Origin of the sequence: Pseudonocardia halophobica, from assembly GCF_050948485.1 — a bacterium.
Lineage (GTDB): Bacteria > Actinomycetota > Actinomycetes > Mycobacteriales > Pseudonocardiaceae > Pseudonocardia > Pseudonocardia halophobica.
The window spans coordinates 1,629,025-1,644,031 of sequence record NZ_CP192046.1; the positions used below are offsets into that span (position 1 = coordinate 1,629,025).

13 protein-coding genes are annotated in these 15,007 nt (G+C 73.7%); 8 read left to right on the plus strand and 5 right to left on the minus strand.

Annotation, left to right across the window (positions count from 1 at the left end; all coding sequences use genetic code 11):
• Positions 1-119: 119 nt before the first annotated feature.
• Positions 120-1,280, plus strand: coding sequence for a macrolide family glycosyltransferase (locus tag ACQP04_RS07900; protein ID WP_433506403.1), 1,161 nt, complete (start codon positions 120-122; stop codon positions 1,278-1,280).
• A 71-nt stretch (positions 1,281-1,351) separates the two neighbouring features.
• Here ACQP04_RS07900 and ACQP04_RS07905 read toward each other — a convergent pair whose 3' ends face one another.
• Genes ACQP04_RS07905 through ACQP04_RS07915 form a run of 3 tightly spaced genes read right to left on the minus strand, consistent with a single transcriptional unit; the run spans position 1,352 to position 3,558 of the window.
• The gene (locus tag ACQP04_RS07905) at positions 1,352-1,912 is read right to left on the minus strand and encodes a VOC family protein (protein ID WP_433506404.1); all 561 of its coding nucleotides are present in this window, start codon (positions 1,910-1,912) and stop codon (positions 1,352-1,354) included.
• Entirely contained in the window at positions 1,909-2,451 is a 543-nt protein-coding gene (locus ACQP04_RS07910) for an RNA polymerase sigma factor (protein WP_433506405.1), read from the minus strand. Before ACQP04_RS07910 ends, ACQP04_RS07905 begins: the two co-directional genes overlap by 4 nt.
• Before the next feature lie 57 nt (positions 2,452-2,508).
• Positions 2,509-3,558: an alpha/beta fold hydrolase gene (locus ACQP04_RS07915; RefSeq protein ID WP_433506406.1), complete on the minus strand. Its 1,050-nt coding sequence runs from the start codon at positions 3,556-3,558 to the stop codon at positions 2,509-2,511.
• Between the two features lie 60 nt (positions 3,559-3,618).
• Here ACQP04_RS07915 and ACQP04_RS07920 point away from each other — a divergent pair, with 60 nt between their 5' ends.
• Together ACQP04_RS07920 and ACQP04_RS07925 are read left to right on the plus strand one after the other, a co-directional pair.
• Positions 3,619-4,662 carry a D-2-hydroxyacid dehydrogenase gene (locus ACQP04_RS07920; protein WP_433506407.1) on the plus strand — a complete coding sequence of 348 codons (1,044 nt, stop codon included), beginning with the start codon at positions 3,619-3,621 and terminating at the stop codon, positions 4,660-4,662.
• 79 nt (positions 4,663-4,741) lie between these two features.
• The gene (locus ACQP04_RS07925) at positions 4,742-5,338 is read left to right on the plus strand and encodes a hypothetical protein (protein WP_433506408.1); all 597 of its coding nucleotides are present in this window, start codon (positions 4,742-4,744) and stop codon (positions 5,336-5,338) included.
• 52 nt (positions 5,339-5,390) lie between these two features.
• Here the strand turns inward: ACQP04_RS07925 and ACQP04_RS07930 are convergent, their stop codons facing one another.
• Positions 5,391-6,947 carry a benzoate-CoA ligase family protein gene (locus tag ACQP04_RS07930; protein ID WP_433506409.1) on the minus strand — a complete coding sequence of 519 codons (1,557 nt, stop codon included), beginning with the start codon at positions 6,945-6,947 and terminating at the stop codon, positions 5,391-5,393.
• A 160-nt stretch (positions 6,948-7,107) separates the two neighbouring features.
• Between ACQP04_RS07930 and ACQP04_RS07935 the strand changes: the two genes are divergently transcribed.
• Both ACQP04_RS07935 and ACQP04_RS07940 read left to right on the plus strand, forming a co-directional pair.
• Positions 7,108-8,949, plus strand: coding sequence for an AAA family ATPase (locus ACQP04_RS07935; RefSeq protein ID WP_433506410.1), 1,842 nt, complete (start codon positions 7,108-7,110; stop codon positions 8,947-8,949).
• Positions 8,950-9,028: 79 nt separating this feature from the next.
• Positions 9,029-9,847 carry a PIG-L family deacetylase gene (locus ACQP04_RS07940; protein WP_433506411.1) on the plus strand — a complete coding sequence of 273 codons (819 nt, stop codon included), beginning with the start codon at positions 9,029-9,031 and terminating at the stop codon, positions 9,845-9,847.
• Positions 9,848-10,161: 314 nt separating this feature from the next.
• Here ACQP04_RS07940 and ACQP04_RS07945 read toward each other — a convergent pair whose 3' ends face one another.
• Positions 10,162-10,893 (minus strand): ABC transporter permease, encoded by a 732-nt coding sequence (locus ACQP04_RS07945; protein ID WP_433506412.1) that lies wholly within the window; start codon positions 10,891-10,893, stop codon positions 10,162-10,164.
• Between the two features lie 390 nt (positions 10,894-11,283).
• Here ACQP04_RS07945 and ctaD point away from each other — a divergent pair, with 390 nt between their 5' ends.
• From ctaD to ACQP04_RS07960, 3 genes are read left to right on the plus strand one after another with little or no spacing between them, the layout of a single operon-like run.
• Positions 11,284-13,038, plus strand: coding sequence for an aa3-type cytochrome oxidase subunit I (gene ctaD / locus ACQP04_RS07950; RefSeq protein ID WP_433506413.1), 1,755 nt, complete (start codon positions 11,284-11,286; stop codon positions 13,036-13,038).
• A gap of 42 nt (positions 13,039-13,080) precedes the next feature.
• The gene (gene serB, locus ACQP04_RS07955; protein WP_433506414.1) at positions 13,081-14,274 is read left to right on the plus strand and encodes a phosphoserine phosphatase SerB; all 1,194 of its coding nucleotides are present in this window, start codon (positions 13,081-13,083) and stop codon (positions 14,272-14,274) included.
• Positions 14,275-14,303: 29 nt separating this feature from the next.
• The gene (locus ACQP04_RS07960) at positions 14,304-14,999 is read left to right on the plus strand and encodes a peptidyl-tRNA hydrolase (RefSeq protein ID WP_433508328.1); all 696 of its coding nucleotides are present in this window, start codon (positions 14,304-14,306) and stop codon (positions 14,997-14,999) included.
• The last annotated feature ends 8 nt before the right edge of the window (positions 15,000-15,007 follow it).

The window sequence follows — 15,007 nt, forward strand, 5'->3', positions numbered from 1 at the left end:
CTAACCTCACCGCCGTGGTCCAGCAGCTCTACGGCTGACCAGGCCGTGCCCCGACGACCCCGCCTCCCGCGCGGGGTCGTCCGCATGTCCGTTGCACCCGCAGAGCTCCTGGAGTCCCCTTGTCGCACATCCTCATGGCCGGCGTCGGCGCGCACGGCCACACCAACCCGCACCTGGGCGTCGTCGCCGAGCTGGCCGAACGCGGCCACCGCGTCTCCTGGGTGATCCCCGGGTCCTTCGCCGCGACCGTCGCGGCGGCGGGCGCGGTCCCGCTCGTCGTCGACTCCCTGGTGCCGGACGAGTCGCGGGGCGAGTCGTGGCCGGAGGACCCCGTCGCCGGCATGTCGATCTTCCTCGACGAGGCGGAGCACGTGTACCCGCAGGTCGAGAAGGCCCTCGCCGGCGACCCGCCCGACCTCGTGCTCTACGACATCGGCGGCTACCCCGGCCGCGCCCTCGCGGCGCGGTGGTGCCTGCCGCTCGTCCAGCTCTCGCCGTCGATGGTGGCGTGGGAGGGGTTCGAGGAGGACATGGCCGAGGCGCTGGCCTTCCGCGACACCCCGGAGCACGCCGCGTACCAGCGCCGGTTCCAGGCGTGGCTCGACGGGCTCGGCATCGCGCTCACACCGGACGAGTTCGCCGGCCGGCCGCCGCGTTGCCTCGTCGAGATCCCGCGGGCCATGCAGCCGAACGCCGACCGGGTCGACGAGCGCGTGTACACCTTCGTCGGGCCGGCGCTGGACCGGCGCCGCGAGGAGTGGCCGGCGGGTGCGGACCCGATGGTGCTGGTTTCGCTGGGTTCGAACTACACGAACCAGCCGGTCTTCTACCGCGCCTGCGCGGAGGCCTTCGCGCCGCTGGGCTGGCGAGTCGTGATCGCCGCGGGGCCACACGTCACGCCCGAGGAGCTCGGCGCGCTGCCCGCGGGCGTCGAGATCCACCGGTGGGTGCCGCAGTTCGCGGCGCTGGGGCGGGCGCGCGCGTTCGTGACGCACGCGGGGTCCGGCGGCTGCTCCGAGGGGCTCTACCAGGGCGTCCCGATGATCGCGGTGCCGCAGGCCGTCGACCAGTTCGGCAATGCGGCGCTGCTCGAGGCGCTCGGCGTCGGCCGGCACGTCCCGCGGGAGGAGGCGACGCCGGAGCGGCTGCGGCAGGCGTTGGTCGAGCTCACGGAGTCGCCGGAGGTGGCGGCCCGCTGCGCCGCCCTGCGCGCGGAGGTCCGGGCGGAGGGCGGCGCCCGGGCCGCGGCCGACGTGGTGGAGTCGCTGCTGCCGGACTGACGGTGATCAGCATTATGGATCCATAACGCGTTCGAACCGGGCTCCGGCGCGCGTGAGGGATCCATCACGCGTCAGGCTCCGCCGGGGGCGCGGGAGACCATCCAGCGGTGCCCGGCGGGGTCGACGACGACGCCGCCGCGCCCGTAGGGCGAGTCCGTGACCGGCCGCTCCAGGTAGGCGCCCCGCGCGACCGCCCGTTCCACCACGGCGTCGGGGTCGGCGACCTCGAGGCGCAGCGACACCGACACCGCGTCCGGCGCCGGTGCCCGCAGCCCCAGCTCGGGGAACTCCTCGGCGAGCATCACGACCGAGTCGCCCAGCGCCATCTCCGCGTGCCCGATCCGCCCGTCCGGCATCACGATCGGCTCCCCGCGGCGGACCGCGCCGAACACGTCGACGTAGAAGTCGAGGGCGGCTTCCGCGTCGGGGACGGCCAGGTACGGGGTCAGGGTGTGCAGCGGCAGTGCCGCCGCGGCGGTGGTCGCGGACTCGTCGGTCGGGCTCGTGCGGCTCTTTTCGCTCTCGGGCCCGAGCACCAGCCGTTCGAGGCGCCCGCGCAGCCGCGCGGCGAACCCCGGATCGGGGTGGACGGGCCGGATCGGCTCGCGGAGGACGTCCAGCGGATCGGTCATGCCGGGCCTCCTCCGGTCCAGTCGGTGTGGGCGGCGTAGCTGCGCCGGTACGCGCCCCGCGCCCGGACGAGCAGGGCCTCGGTGGCGTGCACGGTCCGGCCCATGATCTCGGCGACCTCGGGGACGGAGAGCCCGTCGAGGTAACGCAGCGTCAGCGCGGCCCGGTGCTGCGGCGCCTGCGCGTCGAGGACCTCGCGGGCGAGCAGGGCGTCGAGCTCGGCCTCCCACGGGTCCTCGGCCTCCGGTGCCTCCAGGACCCGCAGCGCGCGGTCCCGGATCTCCAGCGACCGCCAGTGGTCGACGAGCTTGTGCCGGGCGATCCCGACCAGCCACGCCGTGCTGACCCGCGGCGTGCCGGACCGGCACGCCGCGACCGCGGCCAGGAACACCTCCGCCGTGAGGTCCTCGGCGAGCGCCCGCCGGCTGCAGCGGGCCAGCAGGTAGCCGTAGATCTCGGGCAGCGCGGAGTCGTACAGGGCGAGCAGGTCGAGCCCCGGGTCGGGCTCGACCCCGCTCGTGGGGCCCTGCGGTCCGCTCACGCCCCTCCATCGGACGGCGCGGCGGCGCTCCGACGGTCGTTCACCCGATCGTCGTACTCAGACACCGGCGAGGAACGTGAGCAGGACCTCGGTCCAGCGGTCCGCGGCGTCGACGTGCGGGCCGTGCCCGCTGCCCTCGAAGATCTCGACGGTGACCCGCCCGCCGGCGGCGGCGTACGCGTCGAGCACCTCGCGGATCTGTGTGACCATCGGCTGCGCGGGGAAGCCCTCCTCGCCGGGCCAGCCGGGGACCGCGCCGCTCGCGCCGAGCACGCCGAAGTCGAGCGGGGACGCGTCGGACACGACGAGGTCCGCGCTCCCGTGGGTCCACAGCACCGGCGGCTTCGGGTCGAGGTCCACGAGGTCCGCCCACCGGCAGTTCTTCGGCGACAACGCGTTCAGGATGCCGCGGCTGCCGGGCGCGATGCCCGGCCAGTGCGACGACGTCGCGGTGTCACCGGGGTAGCCGTCGTCGCCGACGAGGGTCTTGAGCACCTCCGCGACCAGGACGTCCTCGCGGTCCGAGGGCAGCTGGTAGGTCGGCGACCAGTACAGCGCCCGCATGACGTTCCGGATGGAGAAGGCGCTCTCGTCCGAGGCGTCCTGCGCCGCGAGCCGCGCGACGACCTCGGGGTTGGCGGCGCCGCCGCCCGAGCCGGCGAAGTCGGGGGAGACCGGCGAGCCGTCGGCGCGGACGCCGCCGTACCCGTAGGGGGAGACCGGGTCGAGGAAGGTCAGCGAGGCGACGGGCCGGTCCTTCGCGTACGCGGCGATCGCGGCGCCGGCCGTGGACCAGCCCACGAGGTGCGGCGGGCGGTCGATCCCGAGGGCGCGCAGCAGCGAGGCGGTGTCGTCCGCCCAGTCGCCGAGGCCGCGGGTGGCGTCGAGCGCCTTCGGCTCGGTGTCGCCGAAGCCGCGCATGTCCGGCGCGATCACCCGGTACCGCTCGCCCAACCCGGGCATCAGGTGCTCGTAGAAACGGGCGGTGGAGAGGTTGCCGTGCAGCAGGACGAGCGGCTCGCCGCCCTCGGGACCCGACTCCAGCAGGTGCATGCGGAGGCGGTCGGTGTCGACGGTGGCGGACCGCACTCCGGGCAGCAGCGTCATGGCGTGATCGTCGAGGGCCGGTGGCGTGTGGTCAATCCGCCGTCCGGCAGGGTCGGGGACGTGCGCGTCGTCCTGGCCACCCCGCTCGACGAGGACCTCTGCCGCCTCGTCGAGGAGCGGGAACCCCGCCTGACCCTGGTCCGCGAGCACGGGCTGCTGCCGCCCATGCGCTGGCCGTCCGACCACACCGGCGACCCGGACTGGCGACGCACCCCCGTGCAGCAGCGGCGGTTCGAGGAGTTGCTCGACTCCGCCGACGCCCTCTACGGCATCCCCGGCGAGCACGACGCCGCCGCGCTCGCCCGGACCGTCGCGGCCAACCCGGGGCTGCGCTGGGTGCAGACCATGGCCGCCGGGGGAGGGGCCACGGTCCGCGCCGCGGGTCTCACCGCGGCGCAGCTGGACCGGGTCGTCTTCACGACGACGGCGGGCGTGCACGGCGGCCCGCTCGCCGAGTTCGCCGTGTTCGGCCTGCTCGCGGGGGCCAAGACCCTGCCGCGGCTGCAGGCCCGGCAACGCGCGCACGAGTGGGGCCCGCGGTGGTTCATGGGGCAGCTCGCCGACCGGACCGTCCTCGTGGTGGGCCTCGGCGGGATCGGTCGCGAGGTGGTGCGACGGCTGCGGGCCTTCGGCTGCCGCGTGATCGGGACCGCGCGCCGGCCGGGGCCGCCGCCCGAGGGCGTCGACGAGGTGGTGCACCCCGATGACCTCGCCTCGGTCGTCGGGCGGGTCGACGGGATCGTCGTGACGCTGCCCGCCACGGCCGCGACCGAGCACCTGATCGGCCCCGCCGTGCTGGCGGCGGTCCGGCCGGGCTGCACACTGGTCAACGTCGGGCGCGGCACGGTGATCGACGAGCCCGCCCTGGTCGAGGCGCTGCGCGACGGGCGGATCGGGTTCGCCGCGCTCGACGTGGTGGCGGAGGAGCCGCTCGACCCCGCCAGCCCGCTGTGGGACCTCGAGAACGTCCTGATCAGCCCGCACACCGCAACCCTCGACCCGCAGGAGGACCGCCGGATCGCGGAGCTGTTCGCGGACAACGCCTCCCGGCTGCTCGACGGCCGCCCGCTGCGCAACGTCGTCGACACCGTCGAGTTCTACTGAGCACTAACTGAGAGCAGTGCTCATGACGCGTTGCGACTACCGCTCCATTCTATGAGCATCGCTCACGAAGGGAGATCTGATGTCGACGACGCTCGCCGTTCCCACGGTCCGCCCTACGGCCACCCGGAGCGCGTACACGGGCGCCGGCCTGGTCGCCGCGGGCGCGCTCTTCGTCGCCTACCCGGCCCTCCGGCCCTGGGGCGACGCCACGGTCGACGGGATGGCCGGCGCGTTCGCCTCGCCCGCGTGGCTCGCGTCGCACCTCGCCGCCGTGGCGGGGTTCGTACTGGTCGGCCTCGGTATCCGGCCGCTGTCCCGGGCCGCGGCGACGGTGTGGTGGATCGGGGCGGGACTCGTCCTGCCGTACTACGGGGCAGAGGCGTTCGCCCTGCACGCGTTCGGCCTGCGCAGCTCCGGCGAGGCCCTGGCCGCGACCGCCGACGCGGTCCGCAACGGACCCGTGCAGCTCAGCGTGTTCGGGGTCGGGCTGCTCCTGTTCGCCGTGGCCGCGGTACTGGTCGCGGTGCGCGGTCGGGCCCCGGCCCTGCCGTTCGCACTGGCGATGGTGCTGTTCCTGCCGCAGTTCTTCCTGTCGCCGGCGCTGCGGATCGCGCACGGTGTGCTGCTCGGCGTCGGGTGCGTGCTGCTCGCCGTCGCCGTGCGCCGCAGGGCGTGACACCGACGATCGGCGCCCGCATCCTGTGCGGGCGCCGACGCTGTGCGGGGCGCTACGCCGTGACGGGGTGGTTCTGCCGCAGGCGGTAGCGCTGCACCTTCCCGGTCGCGGTCTTCGGCAGCTCCTCGACCACGATCACCGAGCGCGGTCGCTTGAACGAGGCCAGGCCCGCCCTGCAGAAGGCCACCACCTCGTCCGGGTCGACCACCGCGCCCGCCCGCGGCACGACGTAGGCGACGGGCTTGTCCAGGCCGTCGGCGTCCGGGATCCCGACGACGACCGCCTCGGCCAGCGCCGGGTGCTCCAGCAGCCGGGACTCCACCTCGGCCGGCGCGACCCAGATCCCGCCGACCTTGAGCACGTCGTCCGTGCGGCCGAGGCAGGTGAGGCTGCCGTCGTCGTTGCGCACGTACTGGTCCCCGGTGCGCATCCACTCGCCCTGGAACACCTGCCGGTTCACGGCGGTGCGGCACCAGTACCCGGTGCAGATCGAGTCGCCGGAGATCCACAGCATGCCGGACTCGCCGGTCCCGGAGATCACCGAGCCGTCCGTGCGGCGCAGCTCGATCTCGTAGCCGGGCACCGGGAAGCCCGAACTGCCCGGGACGACGGCGCCCGGCCGGTTCGAGATGAAGATGTGCAGCGCCTCGGTGGAGCCGATGCCGTCGAGGATCTCGACGCCGAAACGGTCCCGGATGCCGGTGAACATACGGGCGGGCAGGGTCTCGCCGGCCGAGACGCCCTGCCGGACGCCGGCGAGGGCGTCGTCGGGCACGCCGCTGGCCAGCAGCGGCCCCCAGAAGCTGGGGACGCCGAACAGCAGCGTGGCGCCGTACTCCCGCGCGTCGCCCGCGATGAGGTCCGGGGTCGGACGGGCGGGCTGCAGCACCGCCGAGGCGCCGACCGACAGCGGGAAGAACATCGAGTTGCCGATGCCGTACGCGAAGAAGAGCTTCGCGACGGACAGGCACACGTCGTCCGGCCGGATGCCGAGGACCTGCTGCCCGTAGGTCTCGGCGACGTAGCGGATGTCGGCGTGCCGGTGCATGGCGCCCTTGGGCTTGCCGGTGGTGCCGGACGTGTAGAGCCACAGGGCGGGCGACTCGTCCCAGGTGGGGTACGCGGCCTCGAGCGGCGCGCCGGCGGCGAGCATCTGCTCCCAGGTCAGGGCGGTGACGCCGGGCGCGGGCGCGACCGGGTCGGCGCCGGCGAGGACGAGCTGGCGCAGGTCCGGCGCGCTGGCCGCGGCGCTGTGCACGGCCTCGGTGAACTGGTGGCTCCCGATCAGCACGCGGGCACGGGAGTCGACGACGAGCGAGCCCAGCTCGGCGCCGGTGAGCATCGTGGAGCACGGCACGGCGACCGCGCCGAGGTACATGGTGGCGAGGATGCCGGTGAACAGCTCGACGTCGTCGGCCATGCAGAGCACGACCCGCTCCTCGGGGCGCACGCCGATCCCGGCCAGTCCACCGGCGACCCGGCGGACCTCCGCGGCGAGCTCCGAGTAGGTGAGGGTGCCCCGTGGGTGGTGGACCGCGGTGCGGTCGCCGTCGCCCGCCGACACCCGGCTTTCGGTCAGGTACTCCGCAGCGTTGAAGAGTTCGCTCATGAACCGGGCTCCTGTGCCTGTTCGGGTGGTCGAACTCTACAGCGAGACCACGCGCCGTCAACGACGCGTAGAAGATCACCTCTCCCGTGCGGACGTTCGATTTGCTACCAATGACCTGGGGGCCCGGCGCAGGTGCCCGTCCCCCTCAGAGGAGGTACGCGTGACGACTGCCCCGCCGACGCCCGTCGTCGGACTCCGTCGTGAGCGGGAGGTGCTGACCGTCGCCCTGGCGACCGGCCGGCACGTCGTGCTCGAAGGGCCGCCCGGCACGGGCAAGTCCACCCTGCTGCGGTCGATCGCGCGCGAGGCCGGGCAGCACGTCGTGTTCGTGGAGGGCAACGCCGAGCTCACGCCGGCCCGCCTGATCGGCTCCTTCGACCCGGCCCAGGTGCTCAACGAGGGTTACCTGCCGGCGAGCTTCGTCGACGGCCCGCTGCTCACCGCCATGCGCGAGGGCGGGCTGCTCTACCTCGAGGAGCTCAACCGGGTCCCCGAGGAGACGCTCAACGTCCTGATCACCGTCCTCACGGAGGGTGAGATCGCGGTGCCGCGGCTCGGCACGGTCACGGCGGGGCCGGGCTTCCGGCTGATCGCCGCCATGAACCCGTTCGACGCCATCGGGACCGCCCGCGTCAGCCAGGCCATCGCCGACCGTATGTGCCGGGTGGTGCTCGGCTACCAGTCCGAGGACGCCGAGCGGGCGATCACGACCTCGGTGAGCGGGGTGGACGGCTGGGTGAACGAGCTGTCCGTCGGGCTCACCCGGGCCACCCGCGAGCACCGGGACCTGCGGATGGGCTCGTCCGTCCGCGGGGCGATCGACCTCGCGCACGTGCTCACCGGGCTCGCGCAGCTGCGCGGCGAGGACAAGCCGGCCCGCGAGACCGCGCGCGATGCCGCGCACGCCGCCCTGTCCGGCCGGATCAAGGTCGCCGACGGGCTGGACCGCACCCCGGAGTCGGTGATCGACGAGCTGCTGGAGCGGCTCTGGCCGGAGGACGCGCCCGAGCCGACCGACCGGGAGGAGTCCGACCCGGGAAAAGCTGACGGCCCCCCTCCTCCGGGATCGGGGGGCCAGTCCGGGCGGGACAAGCCGCAGAACAGCCGGGGCCAGCGCACGATGGGCCGCGGCGAGCTGGGCTCCCGGCACGAGCGTTTCGAGGAGATCTCGCCGGAGGTCGGCCAGCTCGACGAGGCGGCGTTCGACTCGGCGCTCGCCGAGAACCCCGAGCAGGCCGCCGCACTGCTCGCCGATCTCGCGGTGGCCACGGACGCGACGCTGCGGGCCCAGGCGCGCAAGCTCGCGGGCCGGGTCTTCATCCAGCTCGGCAAGGTCGGGCCGGCCAAGGCGCGGGGCACCCGGAAGATCGCCCAGGCCAAGGGCGGCGACGGCGACCTCGACCTGGACCGCACGCTCGACAACTGGCAGCCGACGGCGAGCCGGCGGCCGCGGCCGGACGAGATCGTCACCCGCGGGTGGACGGCGCACCGGCGCGCGGTGTCGCTCGTCGTCGACATCTCGGGGTCGATGCAGGGGCTGGCCGTGGCCCTGGCGGCGGTGTCCGCGGCAGGCGTCGTGCTGGCGTCGGAGTCGGGCTCGGGCAAGCTCGAGCCCGGCGTGCTCGCCTTCGGCTCCCAGGTGCGCACCCTGCAGCGGCAGGGCGTGCGCCGGCCGCCGGACGAGCTGATCGGCGAGCTGGTCGCGCTGCGCGGGCACGGCACCACGGACGTGGCGGCGGCGCTGCGCGAGGCGTCGGTGCAGCTGGCGGGCGCGGTCGCCGACGAGCGGATGGTCGTGCTGCTGTCGGACTGCCTGCACACCTCGGGCGACGACCCGCTCACCGCCCTCGGCGGCATCGACCGGGTGCACGTGCTCTGCCCGCTCCCGGACGAGGACGCCGAGAAGGCCGCCCGCGCCCTCGCGGCGAAGGGCGGCGGCAGCTACCAGGCGGTGCGGCGGCTGGCCGACATCGCCCCGGCCCTGACCGCCGTCCTCTGCTGACCCGTGAGTGCTTACTGCCCCTAGAGGGGCGGTAGGCACTCACGACCCCCGGTGACCTGCGCGGGTAGGGTTCGGCGCCGTGGGGACCATCGTCAGTTTCCAGGCCCATCCCGACGACGAGTCGATCACCACCGCGGGCACCCTCGCCAAGGCAGCCAAGGCCGGGCACCGCGTGGTGCTGGTCTTCGCGACCCGCGGTGAGCTGGGCGAACCCGTCCCGGGCGTGCTGGCCGACGGCGAGCAGCTGTCGGTGCGGCGATCCGCGGAGTGCTTCGAGTCCGCCAAGGTCCTCGGCGCCGCGCGCGTGGAGTTCCTGGGCTACGTCGACTCCGGGATGATGGGCGACCCGACCAACGACGCCCCGTACTGCTTCTGGCAGGCGGGCGTCGACCACGCGGCGCGGCGGCTGGCGGTGATCCTCGAGGAGGAGGAGCCGGACGTCCTCACCACCTACGACGACAACGGCGGCTACGGCCACCCCGACCACATCCAGGTCCACCGGGTGGGGAAGCGGGCGGCGGAGCTGGCCGGGGTCCCGGTCGTCGCGCAGAACACGATCAACCGGGACTGGCTGCTGCGCGGTATGCGCGGGCTGCAGGCCTCCGGCGAGATCCCCGAGGGCTGGGACACCCCCGACGAGACCATCCCGCCGCCCACCTTCGGCAAGCCCGAGGCCGAGATCACGCACCGGGTCGAGGCCGTGGACTTCGCGGAGCAGAAGCGCGCCTCGATGCGGGTGCACGCCAGCCAGATGGGGCCCGAGCACTTCATGCTCGCCATGCCGGACCCGATCTTCGCGATGGGCTTCGGCACGGAGTTCTACATCGTCACCGACCCGCCCAGCCCCGCCGCCGCGCCGGAGGTCTTCACGGACCTCTTCCTGCCGATGCGTCCCTGAGCACCTGCTCCCGCTGCGCGGCTCAGCCGTCGCGGACGGGGAACGGGCAGCTCGGGGCGCGGACGCAACCAGTGGGACTCGGCACACCCGGGCGGTCCTCCCACACCCGTCGTAGGCGCGTCGCACACCCGCAAGGTCCGTCGCACCCCGTCGACGACCTGTGGGACGCCCTGCCGGGTGTGAGGCTGGGGTCGAGCGCGTCGCGTTCGCCATGGCGCTCCCGAGCGGGGATCGGCGTCGCAGGCTCGCGGCCGGTGCCGGCACACCCGTTCGAGCGCGGTACAGGCCGTCGACGGGATGCGGGCGTTGGGCGCCTACGTCCGCACCAGGCCCCGGCAGACCAGTTCGACGGTGAGGGCCACCGCCACCGTCTCGACGGCCAGGAGCAGCACCAGCACCAGCAGCTGCACCGCGCCGGCCTCGACCGGGGAGGCGCCGCCGAGCAGCATGCCGACGTAGGCGCCCGGCAGCGTGACGAGCCCGACGGTCCGGGTCTGGTCGAGGGCGGGAACCAGCGCCTGGGCCGCGCTCGGCCGGGCGATCTCCACGTTCGCGTCGCGGGGGAGGAACCCCAGGGACAGGGCCGCCTCGACCTCGCCCCGGCGCGCGATCAGCTCGTCGCGCATCCGCCTGCCCGCCAACGAGGTCGCCGTCATCGCGCCGCCGATGAGGATGCCCGCCGTCGGGATCACGGCGATCCCGGTCGCCGGCACGACCCCACCCGCCACCAGCAGCGCGACGACGGGCAGCGGGCCGGCCACGATCGGCAGCACCACCCACCAGCCGCTCGGGTGCCGGGTGAGGCGGCGCGCGGAGGTGAAGGCCGCAACCGCGACCATCAGCAGCACGAACAGTGCGCTGGTCCCCAGCGACCGCACCACCACGCCGATCAGCAGCGACACCGCGCCGAGCTGGGCGACCGCGCGCACCGACGCCAGCACGGCGGCCCGCGCCGTCCCCAGCTGCGCGAGGAGGGCGATCGCCGCGGCGATCAGCACCGCGAGGGCTGCGGCCACCGCGAGGCCGGGCCCGGCGTTCAAGGTCACGGGCGGATTGTGGCCGGACGGGCCGTCGGGCGGCACGGCGCGGCCGATCGTGGTCCGAGCGGCGTGCCCCGACCGACGGTCGGGCAGTCCGGTGCGGGCGGGGCGCCACGGACGGGCGCCGGCGGGCTCGTGCCCCGATCGCGAGCGTCGCTTCGTCCCGGGCGAGGGCCGACGGGCCCGCACCCCACCGACGGGGGAGGTCCGTGCCCCTGCCTGGCCCCCCTCGGTTGGTCGTTCTACCCTGCGTAGAGCACAATGCCCGTGCGAACCGTGCCCGCTCCCCTCGGCACAGCCCGAGGGCGTGCGGTCCGGTTGGCGGGAGATAGAGTCCGGACCTGGCCCACCACCTTGAGCCAGCGAGGTTCAGCGAGGTCCAGTGCAGGAGGCACAGTGACAGCCGTCGCGCCCAAGCCGATCACGACGCGCCCGTACCCGGCGCGTCGGACGGGTAAGGGTTCCACGTTCCTGAAGATGCTCCGGACGACGGACCCCAAGGACATCTCGATCCTGTACATGGTCACGTCGTTCGGCTTCTTCATGGCCGGCGGGGCGATGGCGCTGCTGATCCGTGGCGAGCTCGCGCGGCCCGGGCAGCAGTTCCTGTCGAGCGAGCAGTACAACCAGCTGTTCACCATGCACGGCACGATCATGCTGCTGCTCTACGCCACGCCGATCCTCTTCGGCTTCGCGAACTACATCGTGCCGCTGCAGATCGGCGCCCCGGACGTGGCGTTCCCGCGGCTGAACGCCTTCTCCTACTGGCTGTTCCTGTTCGGCGGGCTGATCGTGCTGTCCGGGTTCCTCACCCCCGGCGGCGCCGCGGACTTCGGCTGGTTCGCCTACACGCCGCTGTCCGACGCGATCCGCTCGCCCGGCGCCGGTGCCGACCTGTGGATCATGGGTCTCGCGGTCGGTGGTCTGGGCACGATCCTCGGCGGCGTCAACTTCGTGACCACGATCGTCTGCATGCGCGCCCCCGGCATGACGATGTTCCGGATGCCGATCTTCACCTGGAACATCTTCATCACGTCGCTGCTGGTCCTGATCGCGTTCCCGGTCCTCACGGCGGCCCTGTTCGGCCTCGCCGCGGACCGCCACCTCGGCGCCCACGTGTTCGACCCGGCCAACGGCGGCGTGATCCTCTGGCAGCACCTGTTCTGGTTCTTCGGCCACCCCGAGGTCTACATCGTCGCGCTGCCGTTCTTCGGCATCGTGTCCGAGATCTTCCCGGTGTTCAGCCGCAAGCCGATCTTCGGCTACAAGACGCTGGTCTTCGCGACGATCGCGATCGCGGCACTGTCCGTCGCCGTGTGGGCGCACCACATGTACGCGACCGGCGCGGTGATGCTGGCCTTCTTCTCGTTCACCACGTTCCTCATCGCGATCCCGACGGGCATCAAGTTCGTCAACTGGATCGGCACGATGTGGAAGGGCAAGCTCACGTTCGAGACGCCGATGCTCTTCTCCGTCGGTTTCCTCGCGACGTTCCTGTTCGGCGGCCTGACCGGCGTGCTGCTGGCCTCCCCGCCGATCGACTTCCACGTGTCCGACACGTACTTCGTGGTGGCGCACTTCCACTACGTGCTCTTCGGGACGATCGTGTTCGCGACCTACGCGGGCATCTACTTCTGGTTCCCGAAGATGACCGGCCGGATGCTCGACGAGACGCTGGGCAAGTTCCACTTCTGGACCACGTTCATCGGCTTCCACATGACCTTCCTCGTCCAGCACTGGCTGGGCAACGAGGGCATGCCGCGCCGCTACGTCGACTACCTCGACACGGACGGCTTCACCACGCTGAACATGATCTCCTCGATCGGCGCGTTCGTCCTCGGGGCGTCCACGCTGCCGTTCATCTGGAACGTGTTCCGCAGCTACCGGTACGGCCGCGTGGTCACGGTCGACGACCCGTGGGGCTTCGGGAACTCGCTGGAGTGGGCCACGAGCTGCCCGCCGCCGCGGCACAACTTCACCGAGCTGCCGCGCATCCGCTCCGAGCGCCCGGCGTTCGAGCTGCACTACCCGCACCTGGTGGAGCGGGCCCGGGCCGAGGCGCACGTCGGCGGGCACCCCGCCCCGTCCGAGATCGCCGCGCAGGGCGTCTCGCGGGAGACCCAGCCCGACGACGACCCGCGCTCCCGGTAAGTGCCGCAGCACGATCAGGCCCGGTCGACCGTCCTCGTGACGGTGACCGGGCCCGACCGTCCCGGCGTCAGCTCGGTGCTGTTCACCGTGCTCACGCGGCACGCGGTCGAGCTGCTGGACGTCGAGCAGGTCGTGATCCGCGGCCGGCTCACCCTCGGCGCCCTCGTCGCCGTCGCGCACGATCCCGAGGAGCTGCAGGAGGCCGTCGAGGCGGCCATGCACAGCATCGGGATGCAGGTCCACACCTCGATCGGCACGGACGGCTCGGTGCGGCGGCGGTCCACGCACGCGGTCGTCGTGCTGGGGCGACCGATCACGGCGCGCGCCTTCGGGATGGTCGCGCAGGCGCTGGCGGACGTCGGGGCGAACATCGACTCCATCCGCCGCGTCGCGGACTACCCGGTCACGGGGCTGGAGCTGGAGGTCTCGCCGAACCCCGACGATCCGGAGCAGCCGCACGGCACGTTGCGCACCAAGCTCGTCGAGGTGGCCCGCGAGGCCGGGGTCGACGTCGCCGTGGAGCGCGTCGGGCTGTCCCGGCGCAGCAAGCGCCTGATCGTGTTCGACGTCGACTCCACCCTCGTGCAGGGCGAGGTCATCGAGATGCTGGCCGCCCGGGCCGGTGCCGAGGACGAGGTCCGGCGCGTCACCGAGGCCGCCATGCGCGGTGAGCTGGACTTCGCGCAGTCCCTGCGGGCGCGCGTCGCCACGCTGAAGGGGCTGCCGGAGTCGGTCATCGACGAGGTGGCCGCCGAGCTGGAGCTCATGCCCGGCGCCCGCACCACGATCCGCACGCTGAAGCGGCTCGGGTTCCGCACCGGCGTCGTCTCCGGTGGGTTCACCCAGGTCATCGAGGGCCTGGTCGCCGAGCTGGGTCTCGACTTCTGCGCGGCCAACACGCTGGAGATCGAGGACGGCCGGCTGACCGGACGCGTGGTCGGCGAGATCGTCGACCGGCCGGGCAAGGCGGAGGCGTTGCGGCGCTTCGCCGCGGAGCACGAGATCCCGGTCGAGCAGACCGTCGCGGTGGGCGACGGCGCCAACGACATCGACATGCTCTCCGCCGCCGGGCTGGGCATCGCGTTCAACGCCAAGCCCGCCCTGCGCGAGATCGCCGACACGGCGCTGTCGCAGCCCTACCTCGACGTCGTGCTGTTCGTCCTGGGCATCACGCGGGACGAGGTGGAGCGCGCCGACGCCGCCGAGGGCGTCCTGCGGCGGGTGCCGATCGCGTGAGCGCCCAGCCGGAGCAGCCCGAGGAGCCGATGACCGCCGCCGAGCCCCACCCGCCGGTGCTCGCGCCGCTCGGGGCCCGCTACTCCGGGGCGCCCGCGGTGATCCCGCCGGAGGCCGACGGCGTGGTCCGGGCGATGCCCGTGATCCTGCGGATCGAGCGGGAGCTGCCCGCGCGGACCGCGCTGCTCGAGGCGGCGGCACAGGCTGCGCTCGCCGTGTGCCTGGACCCGCGGGCGCAGGGGGAGTGGCACGAGCCGCTGCAAGCCTGGGTCGACGGCCGGATCCGCAAGATCGCGCGACGGGCCCGCGGCGCGCACTGGGCGGCGGTGCAGGAGCTGCCCGGCGTCACGGTCGAGGTCGACGGCGCCGAGGCCCGGGCCCTGCTGCCCGGCCCGGTCGACGACGTCCCCAAAGCCGTGTCGCGGCTGCAGATCGGCGGCACGGACCTGCCGGCGGACGAGCCGGGCCCGGTCCCCGGGGGCACCCCGCTGATCGTGATCAACCCGGCCGTGGACATGACGGTCGGCAAGGCCGCCGCCCAGGTCGGGCACGCGTCGATGATCCTCGGCGCGGTGCGCGGGTGGTCCGGGGCACCGCGCTTCGCCGTGCGCCGCGATCCCGCGCTGTGGGAGGCCGTGCTGGCCCGGGACGATGTGGTGTGCGTCCGGGACGCGGGCTTCACCGAGGTCGACCCCGGCACCATCACCTGCGCCGCTGCCGACTGACGACCGGG